Source organism: Enterobacter wuhouensis, assembly GCF_035835995.1.
GTDB classification, from domain to species: domain Bacteria; phylum Pseudomonadota; class Gammaproteobacteria; order Enterobacterales; family Enterobacteriaceae; genus Enterobacter; species Enterobacter wuhouensis.
Genome location: NZ_CP142124.1, coordinates 4,034,476 through 4,051,624, shown reverse-complemented (window position 1 = coordinate 4,051,624; position 17,149 = coordinate 4,034,476). Strand labels below are relative to the sequence as shown.

Here is a 17,149-nt window from a genome sequence, read left to right as displayed (position 1 = left end):
AGGGAGTCCGTTTTCAGCCAGCACTCTACACGATACGCGCAAAGCCCGCCGCTAAATCGGCAATTAAATCGTCCACATCTTCTAAACCAATATGCAATCGGATCAGGGTTCCGCTGAAATCCACTCTGCCGCCGGGGCGCAGTTCCGCGATCTGCTCAGGCTGGTTCGGCAGGATCAGCGATTCAAATCCGCCCCACGAGTAGGCCATGCTGAAGAGGGTAAAATTATCCAGATAGCTTGCCAGCTCGTCATTGCTCAGCCGTTTTTTTAGAACAAACGAGAACAGACCGCTGCTGCCCGTAAAGTCGCGTTGCCAGAATTCGTGGCCTTTGCTACCGGGCAGCGCGGGATGATTCACGCGCTCAACCTGAGGATGCTGGGCCAGCCACTCGGCGACCTTCAGGCTGCTCTCATGATGCTGGCGCAGGCGCACCCCCAGCGTGCGGATGCCGCGGCTGGTCATGTAGGCCGTATCGGCATCCACCATCTGACCCATCAGATAGGCATTTTCGCGCAGCTGGTCCCAGCAGCGCGCGTTGGACACCGCCGTGCCGATCATGCCGTCGGAGTGGCCAATCAAATATTTGGTTGCCGCCTGAATGGAGATATCAATATCGAATTCCAGCGCCTTAAACAGCACGCCCGCTGCCCAGGTATTGTCGATCATGATAATCGCCTCTGGCGCTTTGCTGCGCACCGCCTTCACGATGGCGGGAACGTCGTGGACTTCCATGGTGATTGAACCCGGAGATTCCAGGAACACGATGCGCGTGTTCGGCTGAATAAGTTCTGCAATGCCTTCCCCAATCAGCGGGTCGAACCAGCCGGTGGTGACGCCGAGCTTGCTGAGGATTTTGGTGCAGAAGTCCTGGCTCGGCTCGTAGGCGGTATTGGTCATCAGGATATGGTCGCCCTGTTCGACAAACGCCAGAATAGTGTTGGCAACCGCCGCCGCGCCGCAGGGGAACAGCGCACAGCCCGCGCCGCCTTCCAGCTCGCACATCGCTTCCTGAAGGGAAAAGTGGGTTAGCGTGCCGCGACGGCCGTAAAAAAGCCCGCCTTTCGCGCGATTACGCGTGGCAATTTTTTTCTCCTCGACGGTATCAAATACCAGCGATGAGGCGCGCTGAATCACGCTGTTGACCGAACCCTGCGTATATTTCTTGCTGCGTCCGGCCTGTACCAGCGTGGTATCAAGATGCTTCTTTGTCATGTTCGCCAACCCTGTTTTTATACGTCTGGACGTCCAGACTACCATGATTGTAAAAATGTGCACCCGGATGCTTATCGAATAAGCAGAAAATATTATGAAAAATACGCATAAGAAATTTTTACTGCGTAAGCGCAAGGAAAGTGAGCGAAAATTACGGCAGTATGTAAATACTAATGAGAACTACTATCAATTCGACGACGTTTTGATATTATTACACTCAGATTTTGTGATTTGCGTCCTGGAGATACAGAGTGGGTAATAATTTGATGCAGACGGACCTCTCCGTCTGGGGCATGTATCAGCATGCTGACATCGTGGTTAAGATTGTGATGATCGGCCTGATTCTGGCGTCCGTTGTCACCTGGGCTATTTTCTTCAGCAAAAGCGTTGAGCTTATTTCGCAGAAGCGTCGCCTCAAGCGCGAGCAGCAGCAGCTGGCGGATGCCCGCTCTCTGGATCAGGCTTCTGACATGACCTCCTCCTTCCACGCGAAAAGCCTGACGTCCTTATTAGTGAACGAAGCGCAGAACGAGCTGGAACTCTCCGAAGGCAGTGAAGATAACGAAGGTATTAAAGAGCGTACCGGCTTCCGCCTGGAGCGCCGCGTTGCCGCCGTGGGCCGTCATATGGGCCGTGGCAATGGCTACCTGGCGACCATCGGTGCGATCTCGCCGTTCGTTGGCCTGTTCGGTACCGTCTGGGGCATCATGAACAGCTTTATCGGCATCGCGCAGACCCAAACCACCAACCTGGCGGTGGTTGCACCGGGTATCGCAGAAGCGCTGCTGGCAACGGCTATCGGCCTGGTTGCCGCTATCCCTGCCGTGGTTATCTATAACATCTTCGCGCGCATGATCGGCAGCTACAAGGCCACCCTCGGCGACGTTGCCGCTCAGGTTCTGCTGCTGCAAAGCCGTGACCTGGACCTCAACGCCAGCGCCGTTAAACCGGTGCACGCGGCGTCTAAACTGCGCGTAGGTTGATGGTATGGCGATGCGTCTTAACGAAAATCTGGACGATAACGGCGAAATGCATGAAATCAACGTGACGCCGTTTATCGACGTCATGCTGGTTCTGCTGATTATCTTCATGGTGGCTGCGCCGCTGGCGACGGTTGACGTGAAGGTGAATCTGCCGGCCTCCTCCAGCCAGCCTCAGCCGCGCCCGGAGAAGCCTATCTACCTGTCGGTGAAAGCGGATAAATCCATGTTCCTGGGTAACGACCCGGTGACGGATGCGTCGGTGATCCCGGCGCTGGACCAGCTCACCGGCGGCAAGAAAGACACCACCGTCTTCTTCCGCGCGGACAAAACCGTCGATTATGAAACCATGATGAAGGTAATGGACACGCTGCACCAGGCGGGTTACCTGAAGATTGGACTGGTTGGCGAAGAAAAAGCGACCGCAAAATAAATAAGAAGCTGGCGAAAGCCAGCTTTTTTTATGCGTAAAAAACACCTCATCACTCCCCGCCAGAATATATCCTTTTGCGGCAATTGCGCCGTGGAATATACCCACTACGCTTAAAACTGATAATAAAAAAATACCTTCTTTTGAAGGGCTTATTTCACCTGCACAGCAAGAGACTCCCTATGGCGATGATGACATGGCTGCACCCGCACGCACCTCAAAGTGACCTCATCTCTCTTTTTGCAATACGACGACGCGCCGATCGGCTCATGCTGGGACTGATCTGGGCCATGTGGGCCGTCTCGCTCGGCGTGGGCTACATGAATGAGAACCTGACGCAAGGTGCGACAATCGGCACCGCTCTGGCGTGTCTTGCGACCTTAGCGTCGCTCGTCTTCCCCGGTACGCTGTTGCTCCGCCTCGTTTTTGCGTTTGTCCTGATGGCCTTTTCGGCGCTGCTGATCCAGCTCGGAGAGGGGGAAACGGAATACCATTTCTCTGTTTTCGTTCTGCTGTCCGCCCTGCTGGCCTGGCGCGACTGGCGACCCTTGCTGGCGGGTGCTGCCGTCATCGCGCTGCATCACCTGATATTTAACTATCTCCAGGAAAACGATCTGTATGGCGTCGTGGTATTTATGCACACGGGCTTTCATATGGTGGTCTTTCATGGGCTGTTTGTGGTGGTACAGACCGCGATCCTTATTTTGCTGGCGGTTCGTATGGAGCAGGATGCGCGTTCGGCGAGCGAAGTGTCCAGGCTGGCGGGGGTGATTAACCGCGTGCCCGGCTATCTGACGCTGGCTGTCGACGGCGAATCCGCACATTCGTCCTTTGCCCGCACGTTCAGCCTGACGCTGGGCACCATGCGCTCAACGCTTGAGCAGGTAAGTACCAGCGTGGGCCAGCTGCTGGAGGCGTCCCGGACGTTGCGCCAGCGGAATAGCGCACTCTCGGAGCGAACCGATCGCCAGGCCTCGTCGCTGGCAACCGCTGCGAGCGCGATGGCGCAGCTCAGCGCCGTCGCCACCGAAACCAGCCAGAAGGCGACGCAGGTCAGCGAAATGGCGCTCAGCGCGAGTGAAGTTGCCGGGCAGGGCGGGAACAATATCGCCCAGGCGATTGCCGCAATGGAGCAAATCCGCGAGGAGTCACGGCGTATCGTTACCATTCTGGAGCTGATAGATGGGATCGCGTTTCAGACGAATATTCTGTCGCTGAATGCGTCCGTCGAAGCCGCACGAGCCGGTGAGCATGGCAAAGGGTTTGCGGTAGTGGCCTCAGAGGTTCGAATGCTGGCGCAGCGCAGCGAGGGGGCGGCGAAGGATATTCGCCAGCTTCTGGCAACCTCAGAGGCGACCACGCAGCACGGCGTTGAACAGGTTGAACAGGCGGGCCTGACCATGAAGTCGATTATTGAATGCATCGACGGGCTACGTTCATTGCTGGATGAGCTGTCGAATATGAGCGAACAGCAGCGGGCAAGTATTGCGCAGATGAATGGCAGTATTGCCAGTATTGATGCAAGCGTGCAGGAGAACGTGCAGCACGTCGCGCAGACGCTGCAGGTTGCGGAGCAGCAGCAACAGCAGACGGGGCAGTTGAAAGAGGCGATAGCCGTATTTCGGTTTGATTAGCTTTTACTGTCGACAGGCGCGTGGGCAGCAGGATGAACTGCCTGCGCGTCTTCATCAAGCGCGACGCAGGTTACGTTCGAGGTACGATAATCGCCATCGGACAGTTTGCGCGTCAGGCGCAGGGTGGCGGTTTCCCTGGCGAGCAGATACTGATAGTTGGCCTCCAGCCGCCCCAGGATCTTCTCTTTCAGCTCTGGCCGCTGCGCGATAATGGTATTGATAACCGTGCCGTAAATCTCTTCCTTAACCTGCAAAGAATATATTTCGCGACGATGCTGCCATTTCAGGCGGACCAGCGTGGCCGGGATCGATACCAGGTCCTGGGTAATGCGCGTCATCTCGGTATTTTTCGCGTTCCGTAACGCCTCGATATTTTGCTTTAAGATAAACTCGTCACTTTTTTTGTTATCTAAAGCTAAATAAACATTGTTTTCGTTAACTTCCTTCACGTTAATCTTCCCCGAGGTCATAAAAAATGGGGTTGTTTTTTTCGCGAGTAATTAAGTTAAGCCAAATTTCATTGCCCGCTTCATTTATTTCTTTGGTTTTTTCAGACATTATTTGACTTAGCGTCTGGGCATCTATTTCACCTTCTGCCTGCAGATCATCCAGCAGATGTACGAAGGCTTCAATTTTCACCGCGCGAAACAAACGGTCTTTTATATGGCGATCGTGCTCTTCCAGCAACATATTACGGGATTTGCCCGAACGGGAAACACCAATTAATATATCTGACTCAAAATCAGAGAGCTTTCTTTTCCCCTGAGTGAAATTAACCTCTTTTTCTCCTTCCGTCGAAGGCTGCTCCACAGGCGTGATGTGATACTTAGCCGGGACGAGGTTGTCGGGCAACATTTTTAATTTCCTTTAATTTCAACAGGGTGGGGTTGGTAAAGGCGTGAGATTCGTTGACAATATCATGAGGCAATTTTAAAATCAAAAAAAATGGAGCCAACCATGAACAGCATTTTTTTTACGGTCATTACATTACTATTACTGACCGCTGGTGTTCTTTTATTGATGCAAGAGTTCAATAAAACGAAAGCGTCGCAGGACACCGGTGAATCCCCGCAGCCTGAGCTGATGACAAAAGAGGAAGGTGAAGACCATTTCTCCGTATTGATGAACTCGGTCACACCGGTTTGGTACTGGCGGGTGAACCATGAATATATCGACTTTTTGCACGCCACAATTAAGCGGATGAAAATGTCGGAAATTAATGACACGCCGGGATTGTTTGAGGCGCAACGCCGCTGCAGCGACCTCAATTCGGCTGTCTATAAATATTATGACAATATCAAAAAGCGCTGCCTTAATGGTGAGAAGGTTTCCTACTCTGATTTAGATGTATTAAACCTGCGTCAGTGCTTTCGTGAGTTCAGCCTGGAGGCTTATCCGGAGCTGGTGGTGCTGGTGTGGCCGGAATATGCGCGCCCGGAGGTAAATCCGCAAGAAGTGTAGGCGTTCTGTTGGTTAGTTGTTGCAAACAGTGAGCACCGTTGGGATATACTGCGGGCTGGTTTCGTTTGCAGACAGGATTTTATGGAACGCTTTTTTGAAAACGCAATGTATGCCTCCCGCTGGATACTGGCTCCCGTCTACTTTGGACTTTCCCTGGCACTGGTCGCGCTGACGATTAAGTTCTTCCAGGAAATCTTACATGTTTTGCCGAACATCTTTTCTATTGCCGAAGCGGATCTGATTTTGGTCCTGCTGTCGCTGGTGGATATGACGCTGGTGGGGGGATTGCTGGTGATGGTGATGTTCTCTGGCTATGAGAACTTTGTCTCCCAGCTTGATATCTCTTCGCATAAAGAGAAGCTCAGCTGGCTGGGCAAAATGGACGCTACGTCGCTGAAAAACAAGGTCGCGGCCTCGATTGTGGCGATCTCCTCCATCCACCTGCTACGCGTGTTTATGGATGCCAAGAACGTCCCGGACAACAAGCTGATGTGGTACGTGATTATCCACCTGACGTTCGTGCTTTCGGCGTTCGTTATGGGGTATCTGGATAAGATCAGTAAGAAATAAAGTAGACCTTACCCCTCACCCTAACCCTCTCCCCAGAGGGGAGAGGGAACGTGAACACCCTCTCCCCTCTGGGGAGAGGGCAGGGTGAGGGGAGAGGGCAGCCGAGCGCGCTATTTATCCGACGACGCCTGCCACAGATTCAACTCCCCATCCGCAACATGCTGGTCAATCCGCTTGAGTTCGTCCTCGGTAAAACGCAGGTTACTCAGAGCCTGAACGTTCTCCTCCAGCTGTTCCGGACGGCTCGCGCCAATCAGCACGGACGTCACGCGCTCGTCCTTCAGCAGCCAGCTCAGCGCCATCTGCGCCATGCTTTGCCCGCGCGCGTGCGCCATCTCGTTCAGCAGACGCAGGCTGCTCAGGTTGGCCTCGGTCAGCATCTTTTCCGTCAGGCCGCGCACCTTCTTCCCTTCGCGCTGCATGCGTGAACCTTCAGGAATACCGTCGAGGTATTTCCCCGTCAGCAGGCCCTGCGCCAGCGGGGTGAAGGCGATACAGCCCGTCCCGTTCTCTGCCAGGGCGTCCAGCAGGCCGGTCTTATCTACCCAGCGGTTAAGCAGGTTGTACGACGGCTGGTGGATCAGCAAGGGGATTTTCCACTCGCTCAGCAGCGCGGCCATCGTCTGCGTGCGCTCCGTGGAGTAGGAGGAGATCCCCACGTACAGCGCCTTGCCGCTCTGCACGGCATGCGCCAGCGCGGCGGCCGTCTCCTCCATCGGCGTGTTTTCGTCAACGCGATGGGAATAGAAAATATCCACGTACTCCACGCCCATGCGCTTCAGGCTCTGGTCGAGGCTGGCGAGCAGGTATTTACGCGAACCGCCCGAACCATAAGGCCCCGGCCACATGTCGTAGCCCGCTTTGGTGGAGATAACCAGCTCGTCGCGATACGCGGCAAAATCTTCCCGCAGCAGGCGTCCAAAATTCTCTTCTGCGCTGCCCGGCGGTGGACCGTAGTTGTTGGCAAGATCGAAATGGGTAATGCCGAGATCGAAGGCTTTTCGCAGCAGCGCGCGCTGGGACTCGAGGGGCTGGACGTGGCCGAAGCTGTGCCACAGGCCCAGCGACAGCGCCGGCAGGCGCAGGCCACTTTTCCCGCAGTAGCGGTACTGCATACTTTCATAGCGGCCGGAGTAAGGGTGCCAGGACATGATGTCTCCTTTCTTATCGATGAATTTCGAAACAGCGTTTTCATTCTATGCCTATCAAATCACAAATTTTAGCCATAAGCGATGACGCACCTTACTGCTTCATCCAACGCATCGAGGATAAGTATTTACCAGCGCTGTGCGACCTATGAAGCCACGCTAATCAAAAATAATCACAAAAGGATATAATTTCCGCCTTCCCTGCCGATAACGAGAGTAGTACTCGCCCCTGGGCGAATTCACCCTCACGGCAAGGAAAACTCTATGCAGATGCTTCGCAATTTCACGATCCGCTTCGTCATGCTGGCGATACTGGGGATCTTTTGTTTAATGTGGGCGGGGGTTGGTCTGTACAGCACCTGGTCGCTGTCCCGCGTCTCTGATGGGAATGAGGTCGATCGGCAGCTGGTAAAACAGATGACGGTACTCAGCCAGGGCAACGATCAATACTTCCGCTTTGTCACTCGCCTGAGCCGCGCCATGGACGTTAAAGCGGCTGGCGGCACGCCGGATCTCGCGTCTGCCCAGCAGGCGCTGGACAACATGAGTAAAAAACTGGCCGAGATGAAGGCCATCTCTCCCGGGCCGATGGATGAGCAGGTTTCCGCCCAGGTGATCAGCACCTGGCAGGCGCTGCTCGATCGGGGCGTCGCCCCGCAAATGCAGCAGGCAAAGCTGGAATCGCTGGAGGGGTATCGCCAGCAGGCCAATAACGTTACGCCGCCGCTCAGCCGCGCGTTCGGTGCAGCGGCGGAGGACTTTAACAACGCCGCCGCCCGGGCGCTCGACAGCACCCGCGTGGTGGTCGACGGCCTGACCAGCATGACCCGCACGGTGATCATCGTCGCCACCCTCATCGGCCTGCTGATCCTCCTTTTCACCGACCGCTACCTGGTGGCAATGCTGGTGAAACCGCTGGACCGCATCCGCCTGCAGTTCCGCCAGATTGCGCAGGGCGATCTCAGTCAGCCGATTGAGCCCTTTGGCCGCAACTGCGTGGGGCAGCTGGTTCCCCTCCTGAGCGCCATGCAGGACAGCCTGCGCGAAGCGGTCAGCACCATCCGCTCCGGCAGCGAAAATATCTGGCGCGGCGCGACGGAAATCTCCAGCGGCAACAACGATCTCTCTTCCCGTACCGAGGAGCAGGCTGCTGCGCTGGAAGAAACGGCGGCCAGCATGGAACAGCTCACGGCGACGGTGAAACTGAACGCAGAAAGCGCCCGACAGGCCAGCGAGCTGGCGGATATTGCTTCCACCACGGCCAGCCGCGGCGGTTCACTGGTGGAGGATGTCGTCACGACCATGAGCGGGATTTCTGACAGCTCGAAGAAGATCGCCGAGATCACCACCGTGATTAACAGCATCGCCTTCCAGACCAATATCCTGGCGCTCAACGCGGCGGTTGAAGCGGCGCGCGCGGGCGAGCAGGGCCGTGGCTTTGCCGTGGTTGCCGGCGAGGTGCGTAATCTCGCAAGCCGCAGCGCCAACGCGGCAAAAGAGATTGAAGGGCTGATCGCGGACTCCGTATCCCGCGTCGAGCAGGGCGCGCAGCTGGTAAGCGACACGGGAACCACCATGGAAGCCATTCTGCGGGACGTGACCGAAGTGACGACCATCATGAAGCAAATCGCGTCCGCCTCCGAGGAGCAGAGCAAGGGCATTTCACAGGTGGGCATTGCCATTACCCAGATGGACGGCGTGACCCAGCAGAACGCCTCGCTGGTGGAGCAAGTCTCTGCGGCGGCCTCCGCCCTTGAACGTCAGACTGAAGAACTCCAGCGCTCGGTACAAAAGTTCCGCCTCACCGCCTGATCCCTTCTTCATCAAAGGCCGCCGCGCGCGGCCTTGATCGTCTGGCTGCGGGCTACCGCCTGGAAAGCTGTGCGTCAGTGATAACCTGCGTCACCTGTGAAAGCTGGCCGATCTTCACCTCACTTGAACGCTGGAATTTACTTTTATCAATTAGCAGCAGCGACTGGCTGGCACGGTGTAGCAGCTGCGCTTTGTACCCGGCGTTGTGCTCGACCGGGTCCCACATTATGCCCTGCTCATCAACGCCCTCGCAGGAGAAGATAAACAGGTCGATCTCCAGCGATTTCACCTGCGTAACCAGCGCAGGATTGACGTAGCAGCGGTATTTCCGTTCCAGCGTGCCGCCCGAGCAGATTAACGTAATGCGCTCGCGCTTCGCCATTTCATGGCAGATGGGCAGGCTGTTGGTAAAGACGGTGAGTTCAATATCCGGCAGCTGGCGCGCCAGGTGAAAGCAGGTGGAGCTGGCGTCGAGGGCAATCGTCATCCCTTCGCTGATCCAGTCCAGGGCGTGGCGGGCGATATCCGCTTTGTCCGCCGAGTGGCTCTTTAAGCGCGCACGGAATGGCTCGCCGCTGTCCCGGCTGTCCGGGTGGATCAGGCGCGCGCGCCCGTGCTGGCGCAGGATCTTTCCCTGCTGCTGAAGGGCGTTCAGATCGCGGCGGATCGTCTCTTTGCTGACGGCGAGCGTTTCTGCCAGCACGTCGGTTGTTAGCCAGTCACAGCTGCTCAGCAGTTCAATCACGTTCTGCTGTCGGGTCTGCTTCATGCGTCAGTCCAGTCTGATGACAATAAGCATGATTCTTGCCAGTTTATCGGGGCTTGTAAATATAGCGTTATTAAAAGAGAGGGATTTTTGATAAGGGCGTTAAGGGAGGCAAGGATCCAATATTGGACGCCGTTTGCGTTGAATAAACCCTGCTGAGAATTATCCTGTACGTCTGAGTTTTTATAGGATATTTCGCAATGGAAGGCATTTCTTCAGGCGTTCGGGTGATCCTTTTTGAGCCTCGGGCCTTGATACGCACTGGCGTGTGTTCATTCTTAAATCAGAATAACTGTAGGGTTATTCCATGCAGCTCTATCGAACATCTTTCCGAGGAGCTGTATGCGCTAACCGATGAAAAAATAATCTTATTAGCAGGGGCAGGCGGCCTTGGCAATATGCTGCCGGGACTGATCCGCATAATCCATTCATCCCGAAAAATGCCGTTGACCTCCGTGGTTTACACTCCGGGGAAAGAGGCGCTGTTAGCGAAAATGTTTATAGCTGCGGGAGCCGATAGTTGCCTCAGGGAAGACGCGCTGGAAAGCCAGCTAATGACAGAGATTACGGCGCCCAACGCGGCACAACAGCGTGGTGAGCAATTTTCTCCTGCCGAGTTGAGTATCGTCCTGGATTATGCGGCTGGAATGCAAACGCGAGACATCGCTAAACGTCGTAAGTGCAGTTACAAAACGGTATTCACCTTCAAGCGTAATGCCCGTCTTCGTATGGACCTTGGTAGCCATGCGGGATGGACAAATTTAATGTCGCATCTTTCTCGACTTACTTCACTCTATGAATAAGGCTGCCATTTTTATGTGCCAGATTCGTTATGTTGCCTGTGCCGATATTTATCTTTCGGGAATACGCGGCTGTCTGGACACTCTTGCCAGGCATCATCATGGCTGGAATTATCAACTGTCCCCGTTAGGGCTATATGACGAGGCTGATTTACTGATTGTGGATGGCACGCAATACGAAACGATAAAGGAAATACCTGAACCCCTCCTCTTTTTACTGCACAAAAGATCTACTCTGATTTTAGTTAACGCTTTTCAACAAGCGCTGACGGATATCCTTGAGAAAGAGTGTTGTTGTTCAATACTGTGCGTTGACGAAATGACGTTTCACCTCCGCGATATTCTGGATATCACGATGCGCGGCAAACGCTACCTCAGCCCGCTTATTATACGCTTTAAGCAGAAGACATCTGAAGAACCCCCCACCAGGCTGACGCTGGCGGAACATCGGATCATGTCGTTCCTGAAGCAGGGATATTCGGGCGTGGAGATAGCAAGGCTGCTTTTTCGCAGTGAGAAAACGGTCAGCAGCCATAAGCGCAGAATTATGAAAAAGCTTGGCGCGAAGAGTGACGTAGAGCTAAGCCAAAAGATAAATACGTTAAGCACATTCATGAATAGCTCCGGGGAGCATCCGGGGCGTTTCGGGAGAATGGAAAGCTAAAGAACGCCGGGCGTGACGATCGATGGGTTGCTTCACCAGTCTGCCCGCCCGTACTTCAGCCAGGCCATTAATGCTTGTCCTTCCTACCCACAAAGCACATCGCGACTCAATCTCTCTATCGTTGTATAATTGATTGCATAACGAAATGTGAGGGCATTATGAAACAGCGCTTTTGGCAGGCAGTCGCGTTTAGCGTACTGATTTTTCTCCCGTTATCATCTCAGGCATCGCGCCAGATAACTGACCAGATTGGTCGTACCGTCACCCTTCCTGACAAGGTTGACCGCGTGGTGGTGCTCCAGCATCAGACCCTGAACCTGCTGGTGCAGATGAACGCCACGGACAAAATTGTCGGAGTGATGGCGAACTGGAAGCAGCAGCTGGGTGAAGGCTACGGGCGTTTAGCCCCCGAGCTGAATCAGAAACCCGCGCTCGGCGATCTTACCCACGTCGACCCCGAGAAGCTGGTGGCATTGAAGCCGCAGGTGGTGTTTGTCACCAACTACGCGCCGCAGGAGATGATCGACAAGATAAGCAGCCTCGGTATTCCCGTCGTTGCGATCTCCCTGCGCCACGACGCGCCGGGTGAAAAAGCCAAGCTGAACCCAACGATGGCGGATGAAGAAAAGGCTTACGATCTGGGGCTGCGTGAAGGGATCGCCCTGATTGGCGAGATCGTGAATAAACAGCCGGAAGCGAAAGCGCTGATTGACGCGACCGACAAAGGCCGCCAGATGGTCAGAGAACGCCTGAACGCTATCCCGGCGGAAAAACGTATTCGCGCCTATATGGCAAACCCGGAACTCACCACCTACGGTTCAGGCAAATACACCGGCCTGATGATGGCGCATGCGGGGGCGGTTAACGTCGCGGCGAAAACCATACAGGGTTTCAAAACCGTGGCGATGGAGCAGGTGATAGCCTGGAACCCGCAGGTGATCTTCGTTCAGGACAGATATCCCTCCGTGGTCAACGAGATCCAAACCGGAGCGCAGTGGCAGACGATCGACGCGGTTAAAAACCATCGCGTGTACCTGATGCCGGAGTACGCCAAAGCCTGGGGCTACCCGATGCCGGAAGCGATGGGCATTGGCGAGCTGTGGATGGCGAAAAAGCTCTATCCCGAAAAGTTTAAGGACGTCGATATGCGTAAGGTGGCGAACGACTGGTATCAGCGCTTCTATCGCACGAACTATCAGGGAATCGACTGATGCGCGTGCTGGCGGCGGGCAGCCTGCGTATCGTGTGGCAGAATTTACTCGCGCAATTTCCTGAACCGGTCGAAACCCATTTCGGCCCGGCGGGGCTTTTGCGGGAACGCATTGAGGCGGGCGAGAAATGCGATCTGTTTGCCTCGGCCAATCTTGCCCATCCGCAGGCGCTATTGGCCTCCGGGCGGGCGCTGTCCGTGATGCCGTTTGCCTGCAATAAGCTTTGTCTGACCGTACGCAGCGACGTGCTGCAAGCGGGGGATGGCTGGCAGTCTCTGCTGATTCGCGATGATTTACGTATCGCCACCTCCACGGCGGGCGCCGATCCGTCCGGGGATTACACGCAGGAGCTGTTTACCCGCATGGGTGAGGCTGGCGAAGCGGTGCGTGCTCGGGCGACGGCGCTGGTGGGCGGACGAGATTCTGCGCCCATTCCGGCAGGTAAACTGGCGGCGGAGTGGATCATTCTCGGCGGTCAGGCGGACGTGTTTATCGGCTATGCGAGCTATGCTGCAAAACTACGGGAAGTTGCCGGACTGACGGTCATTGATATTCCGGCGCGAGTTAATCCGCGGGCGGAGTATGCCAGCGCGGTAATGACGGCAAGGGGAAAAGCGCTCGCGGATTATTTATTATCGAAAAGGGCAAAAACGATATTGCTCAATGCAGGGTTCGGCGCGTAAATCCGCCGGGTGGCGCTGCGCTTACCCGGCCTACCTTCATTCCCTCTCCCCGTGGGAGAGGGTTAGGGTGAGGGCATCAGCCCTGACGCTTATCTTCCGTATTGGTCTCAAAATCGCTCGCCGCATGGCGTTCGTGCAGCTGCTCGTTCAGCTCGCCGTTGGTGCGGTTTACGATACGCCCGCGCTTCACGGCTGGACGGTTCGCGATATCTTTGGCCCAGCGCTGCACGTTAGTGTACTTCTCTGCGTCCAGGAACTCGGCGGCGTTGTACACGCTGCCCAGCGCCACGCAGCCAAACCACGGCCAGATGGCCATATCGGCGATGGTGTACTCCTCGCCCGCCACGTAGCGGCCGCGCGCCAGCTGTTTATCCAGCACGTCGAACAGGCGCTTGGCTTCCATGGTGAAGCGGTCGATAGCGTACTCAATCTTCACCGGAGCATAGTTGTAGAAGTGGCCGAAACCGCCGCCGAGGAACGGGGCCGCGCCCTGAAGCCAGAACAGCCAGTTCAGCGTCTCGGTACGTCCCGCCGGATCTTTTGGCAGGAAGTGACCAAATTTTTCCGCCAGATAGAGCAGGATGCTGCCGGATTCAAATACGCGCGTCGGCGGGGTCGTGGAGTGATCGCGAAGCGCCGGTATTTTCGAGTTCGGGTTCACGTCGACAAAACCGCTGGAGAACTGATCGCCTTCACCGATGCGAATTAACCATGCGTCGTATTCCGCCCCTGTTACGCCCAGCGCCAGCAGCTCTTCGAGCAGGATGGTGACCTTCTGGCCGTTCGGGGTGCCCAGGGAGTAGAGCTGCAGCGGGTGTGAACCAACGGGCAGGTCTTTCTCATGCGTCGCGCCGGAGATCGGACGGTTGATGTTGGCGAACGCGCCGCCGCTGTTCTTATTCCATTCCCACACTTTCGGTGGCTGATACGTGTTGTCTGACATGTTGGTCTGCCTTTTGAGTGATGTGTTGAGGCAGTGTAGCAGGAGATTTGTGAAGGGTTTAACCAACTGAGCGCAATTAATTAACCGCTATTCCTTCTGGCGCTTATATATATCAAAAGCGGTATAAGCTTAATCGAAAATCGCATTTTCATTGTTAATGCGTAAATCCCCAAAGCTGAATATGATGCTTCAACATAAATAAAAGACGCAGTAGTAAATACTTTATCAGGCAAGGAGTTAGTGAGATGCGTAAGCTTCTGTTATCGGCAGTGGTAGTATCGCTCGCCTTAGGTCTGGCCGGCTGTGATGATGCTAAAAATAAAGAAACAAACAATGCGCCAGCGGCAAAAAGCGACGCGCCAAAGGAGGGCGGTTCGCTGATTATCGGGATTACCTCCGGCGACCCCTTAGCCGTGAATCCGCTCTATGCCAGCGACCGCACCACCTTAACCATCATGCAGGCGCTCTATTCCCCGCTGTACAGCTTTAATAACGGCAACATTGAGTGGGGCCTTGCGGAAAGCCTGACGCCCTCCGCCGACAACCTGAGCTATACCCTGACGTTAAAACCCAACCTCAAATGGCAGGACGGCCAGCCGCTGACGGCGGACGACGTGGTCTTCACCTTCAATAAGCTGCTGGATGCCAAACAGCACAGCTTCTTCCGCAGCATGTTCACCTACGGCGACAAGCCGGTACAGGTGAGCAAGGTGGATGAGCGCACCGTTAAGTTCACCTTACCGCAGGTCAGCGCGGCCTTTACCGGCACCCTGGTACAGATCTACCCGATCCCGCAGCACGTGTTCGCCGGTGAAGGCGACCTGGAAAAGAGCACCAAAAACGATGCGCCGGTCGGCTCCGGGCCGTTCAAATTTAAAGAGTATCGCGCCGGGCAGTATTACGCCCTGACCCGTTTTGACGATTACTGGAACGGCAAAGCGAAGCTTGATTCGGTCACCTACCGTTTCGCCAAAGACAGCAACGCTGCCAACCTTGCGCTGCAAAACGGTGAAATCAACCTCAAGATGGTGGACCCGCAGGATGTGAACCGCCTGAAAAATACCGGTAAGTTTGACTTCGTGGTCTATCCGGAAGGGCGTCTGGCCTATATGACGTTCAACCAGAACGTGCCGGTGATGAAGAGCAAAGCGCTGCGCCAGGCCATCGCCTATGCCATCAACAAAGACGAGCTAACCCAGACCGCGTTTACCTCGCTGGACTACGCTAAACCGGCGACCTCGTTCCTGACGCCAGATACCCTTTACAAGACGGATGACGTCGAGCAGTACAAATTCGATCTGCAAAAAGCCAAAGAGCTGCTGAAGACGTCCGGCGCGCCGGACAACCTCAAGCTGCGCCTGGCGTATGTGAACACCAACAAAACCCAGGAGAGCATGGCGCTCTACATTCAGCAGGCGCTGAAGGGCATTGGGGTGAACGTGGAGCTGATGCCGCTGGACTCCAACGCCATGTCTCAGCGCAGCCTCGATATGAACAACACCGCGTGGGAGCTGAACCTGGGCGGCTACATCATGGGCTCAGAGCCGGACGGTTACAAATCGCTGTTTATGAGCAACGAAGCCTATAACTACGCGCACTACAAAAATCCGCAGTTTGATGCCCTGTGGGATAAAGGCGCCGTGGAAACCGACGCCGCGAAGCGTGCCGATATCTACAAGCACATTCAGCAGACCGTGGCGAACGACATGACCTACTACCCGATTGCCTACACCAACGCGACCGTCGCGGTGGACAAGCGCTTCGGCGGCACCCGGGAGGCAGAGCCGAAACCGGTCTATCTGTTCCAGGATCTGTCAAAAATCTATCAGAAATAAGTGATTGCCCCGGCCGTCAGGTCGGGGATTTTGTAAGGGCACGTCGTGAACACACTCCTCACGCATCGGCTGCTGCAGCTGCTGCCGATGCTGTTCTTTATTTCACTGGTGGCGTTTTTGCTGGTCAAGCTCGCCCCCGGCGATCCGGTGGCGGCGTACATTACGCCGCGCATGGCTCCGGAAGATATCGAACGTATTCGCCAGAGCCTGGGGCTGGATAAGCCGCTGGTCACGCAGTACATCCTGTGGCTGAAAAACGTCCTGCAGGGCGATCTCGGCTATTCGCTGATTTACCACCGCCCGGTGCTGGAGATGATCGGCGAACGCATTCCGGCCACGCTGGGGCTGATGGGCGCGTCGCTGCTGATGGCGATCGTGCTGGCGATCCCGCTGGGCCTGTTGGCCGGGGCATTCAAGCACCGCTGGCTGGATCACCTGCTGAATTTATTCGCCTATATCGGCATCTCGGTGCCGATTTTCTGGTTCGGCATTTTGCTCATCACCGTGTTTGCCGTGCAGCTGAACTGGTTCCCCAGCATGGGGATGCGCACCATCGGCATGGAGGACAACGGGCTGGATCTGCTGCGTCACGGCGTGCTGCCGTGTATTGCCCTCACGTTCTACAACCTCTCCAGCTACGTGCGCTACATCCGCTCCAACACCATCTCGCAGCTCTCGGCCGACTACGTGCAGACCCAGCTTGCCTACGGCGCCACGCGCGCCAGCATTCTGTTCCGCCACGTGCTGAAAAACGTCTTGCTGCCGGTGATTACCCTGTTCGGCCTGTCGTTCGGCGAGCTGATCGTGGGGGCCTATGTGACGGAAAGCGTCTTCTCCTGGCCGGGGATGGGGCTGCTCGGGATCCAGTCGATCGCCTCGCTGGACTACCCGCTGATCATGGCGATCATCATGCTCTCGTCGATGATGCTGATCGTCGGTAACCTGATCGCCGACGTGCTTTATCGCTTCGCCGATCCCCGCATTCGTACGCTGAGGTAG

At 55.7% G+C, this 17,149-nt stretch carries 17 protein-coding genes and 1 pseudogene; 12 read left to right on the top strand and 6 right to left on the bottom strand.

The genetic code is table 11. The features are described from left to right. Positions 1 to 25: 25 nt before the first annotated feature. On the bottom strand, positions 26 to 1,213 hold the full coding sequence (metC, locus tag VPX56_RS19275) for a cystathionine beta-lyase (protein WP_263611251.1): 1,188 nt from the start codon (positions 1,211 to 1,213) through the stop codon (positions 26 to 28). A gap of 251 nt (positions 1,214 to 1,464) precedes the next feature. Between metC and exbB the strand changes: the two genes are divergently transcribed. The 3 genes from exbB (at position 1,465) to VPX56_RS19260 (ending at position 4,257) form a co-directional block, all read left to right on the top strand. Then, the gene (exbB, locus tag VPX56_RS19270) at positions 1,465 to 2,196 is read left to right on the top strand and encodes a tol-pal system-associated acyl-CoA thioesterase (protein WP_131633522.1); all 732 of its coding nucleotides are present in this window, start codon (positions 1,465 to 1,467) and stop codon (positions 2,194 to 2,196) included. A gap of 4 nt (positions 2,197 to 2,200) precedes the next feature. Beyond that, the gene (gene exbD / locus VPX56_RS19265) at positions 2,201 to 2,626 is read left to right on the top strand and encodes a TonB system transport protein ExbD (RefSeq protein ID WP_047062705.1); all 426 of its coding nucleotides are present in this window, start codon (positions 2,201 to 2,203) and stop codon (positions 2,624 to 2,626) included. 179 nt (positions 2,627 to 2,805) lie between these two features. Continuing rightward, positions 2,806 to 4,257 (top strand): methyl-accepting chemotaxis protein, encoded by a 1,452-nt coding sequence (locus VPX56_RS19260; protein WP_326468359.1) that lies wholly within the window; start codon positions 2,806 to 2,808, stop codon positions 4,255 to 4,257. Here the strand turns inward: VPX56_RS19260 and VPX56_RS19255 are convergent. Both VPX56_RS19255 and VPX56_RS19250 read right to left on the bottom strand, forming a co-directional pair. Continuing rightward, a complete protein-coding gene (locus tag VPX56_RS19255) occupies positions 4,254 to 4,727 on the bottom strand; it encodes a cytoplasmic protein (protein WP_370974281.1) in 474 nt (157 codons plus the stop codon). The genes VPX56_RS19260 and VPX56_RS19255 overlap by 4 nt on opposite strands. Beyond that, a complete protein-coding gene (locus tag VPX56_RS19250; RefSeq protein WP_326468357.1) occupies positions 4,708 to 5,112 on the bottom strand; it encodes a hypothetical protein in 405 nt (134 codons plus the stop codon). The genes VPX56_RS19255 and VPX56_RS19250 overlap by 20 nt, the downstream gene beginning before the upstream one ends. 102 nt (positions 5,113 to 5,214) lie before the next feature. Here VPX56_RS19250 and VPX56_RS19245 point away from each other — a divergent pair, with 102 nt between their 5' ends. Next, positions 5,215 to 5,718, top strand: a complete 504-nt coding sequence (locus VPX56_RS19245; RefSeq protein ID WP_326468356.1) for an ESA_00282 family adhesion-associated protein — start codon at positions 5,215 to 5,217, stop codon at positions 5,716 to 5,718. A gap of 81 nt (positions 5,719 to 5,799) precedes the next feature. Next, positions 5,800 to 6,288, top strand: a complete 489-nt coding sequence (locus VPX56_RS19240) for a TIGR00645 family protein (protein ID WP_131633527.1) — start codon at positions 5,800 to 5,802, stop codon at positions 6,286 to 6,288. A 110-nt stretch (positions 6,289 to 6,398) separates the two neighbouring features. On the opposite strand, the gene VPX56_RS19235 is transcribed toward VPX56_RS19240, so the two are convergent. Beyond that, positions 6,399 to 7,439 (bottom strand): aldo/keto reductase, encoded by a 1,041-nt coding sequence (locus tag VPX56_RS19235; RefSeq protein ID WP_326468353.1) that lies wholly within the window; start codon positions 7,437 to 7,439, stop codon positions 6,399 to 6,401. A gap of 261 nt (positions 7,440 to 7,700) precedes the next feature. Between VPX56_RS19235 and VPX56_RS19230 the strand changes: the two genes are divergently transcribed. Next, positions 7,701 to 9,248, top strand: coding sequence for a methyl-accepting chemotaxis protein (locus tag VPX56_RS19230; RefSeq protein WP_263611255.1), 1,548 nt, complete (start codon positions 7,701 to 7,703; stop codon positions 9,246 to 9,248). A 52-nt stretch (positions 9,249 to 9,300) separates the two neighbouring features. On the opposite strand, the gene fucR is transcribed toward VPX56_RS19230, so the two are convergent. Then, the gene (gene fucR / locus VPX56_RS19225; protein WP_131633530.1) at positions 9,301 to 10,017 is read right to left on the bottom strand and encodes an L-fucose operon activator; all 717 of its coding nucleotides are present in this window, start codon (positions 10,015 to 10,017) and stop codon (positions 9,301 to 9,303) included. Between the two features lie 197 nt (positions 10,018 to 10,214). Here fucR and VPX56_RS19220 point away from each other — a divergent pair, with 197 nt between their 5' ends. The 4 genes and pseudogenes from VPX56_RS19220 to VPX56_RS19205 all read left to right on the top strand — a co-directional run bounded on the left by VPX56_RS19220 (position 10,215) and on the right by VPX56_RS19205 (position 13,372). After that, complete coding sequence (locus VPX56_RS19220; protein WP_326468348.1) at positions 10,215 to 10,817, top strand: helix-turn-helix transcriptional regulator; 603 nt, start codon at positions 10,215 to 10,217, stop codon at positions 10,815 to 10,817. Positions 10,818 to 10,830: 13 nt separating this feature from the next. Continuing rightward, positions 10,831 to 11,397 (top strand): annotated as a pseudogene (locus tag VPX56_RS19215) (LuxR C-terminal-related transcriptional regulator); the annotation flags it as partial. A 239-nt stretch (positions 11,398 to 11,636) separates the two neighbouring features. Then, the gene (locus VPX56_RS19210) at positions 11,637 to 12,689 is read left to right on the top strand and encodes an ABC transporter substrate-binding protein (protein WP_326468346.1); all 1,053 of its coding nucleotides are present in this window, start codon (positions 11,637 to 11,639) and stop codon (positions 12,687 to 12,689) included. Next, positions 12,689 to 13,372, top strand: coding sequence for a molybdate ABC transporter substrate-binding protein (locus tag VPX56_RS19205; protein ID WP_326468344.1), 684 nt, complete (start codon positions 12,689 to 12,691; stop codon positions 13,370 to 13,372). The genes VPX56_RS19210 and VPX56_RS19205 overlap by 1 nt, the downstream gene beginning before the upstream one ends. Positions 13,373 to 13,448: 76 nt before the next feature. On the opposite strand, the gene yghU is transcribed toward VPX56_RS19205, so the two are convergent. Next, positions 13,449 to 14,315 (bottom strand): glutathione-dependent disulfide-bond oxidoreductase, encoded by an 867-nt coding sequence (gene yghU, locus VPX56_RS19200; protein ID WP_326468342.1) that lies wholly within the window; start codon positions 14,313 to 14,315, stop codon positions 13,449 to 13,451. Positions 14,316 to 14,560: 245 nt separating this feature from the next. On the opposite strand from yghU, the gene VPX56_RS19195 reads away from it, so the two are divergent. Beyond that, entirely contained in the window at positions 14,561 to 16,150 is a 1,590-nt protein-coding gene (locus VPX56_RS19195) for an ABC transporter substrate-binding protein (RefSeq protein WP_326468340.1), read from the top strand. Positions 16,151 to 16,195: 45 nt separating this feature from the next. Continuing rightward, positions 16,196 to 17,149 carry an ABC transporter permease gene (locus tag VPX56_RS19190; protein ID WP_326468338.1) on the top strand — a complete coding sequence of 318 codons (954 nt, stop codon included), beginning with the start codon at positions 16,196 to 16,198 and terminating at the stop codon, positions 17,147 to 17,149.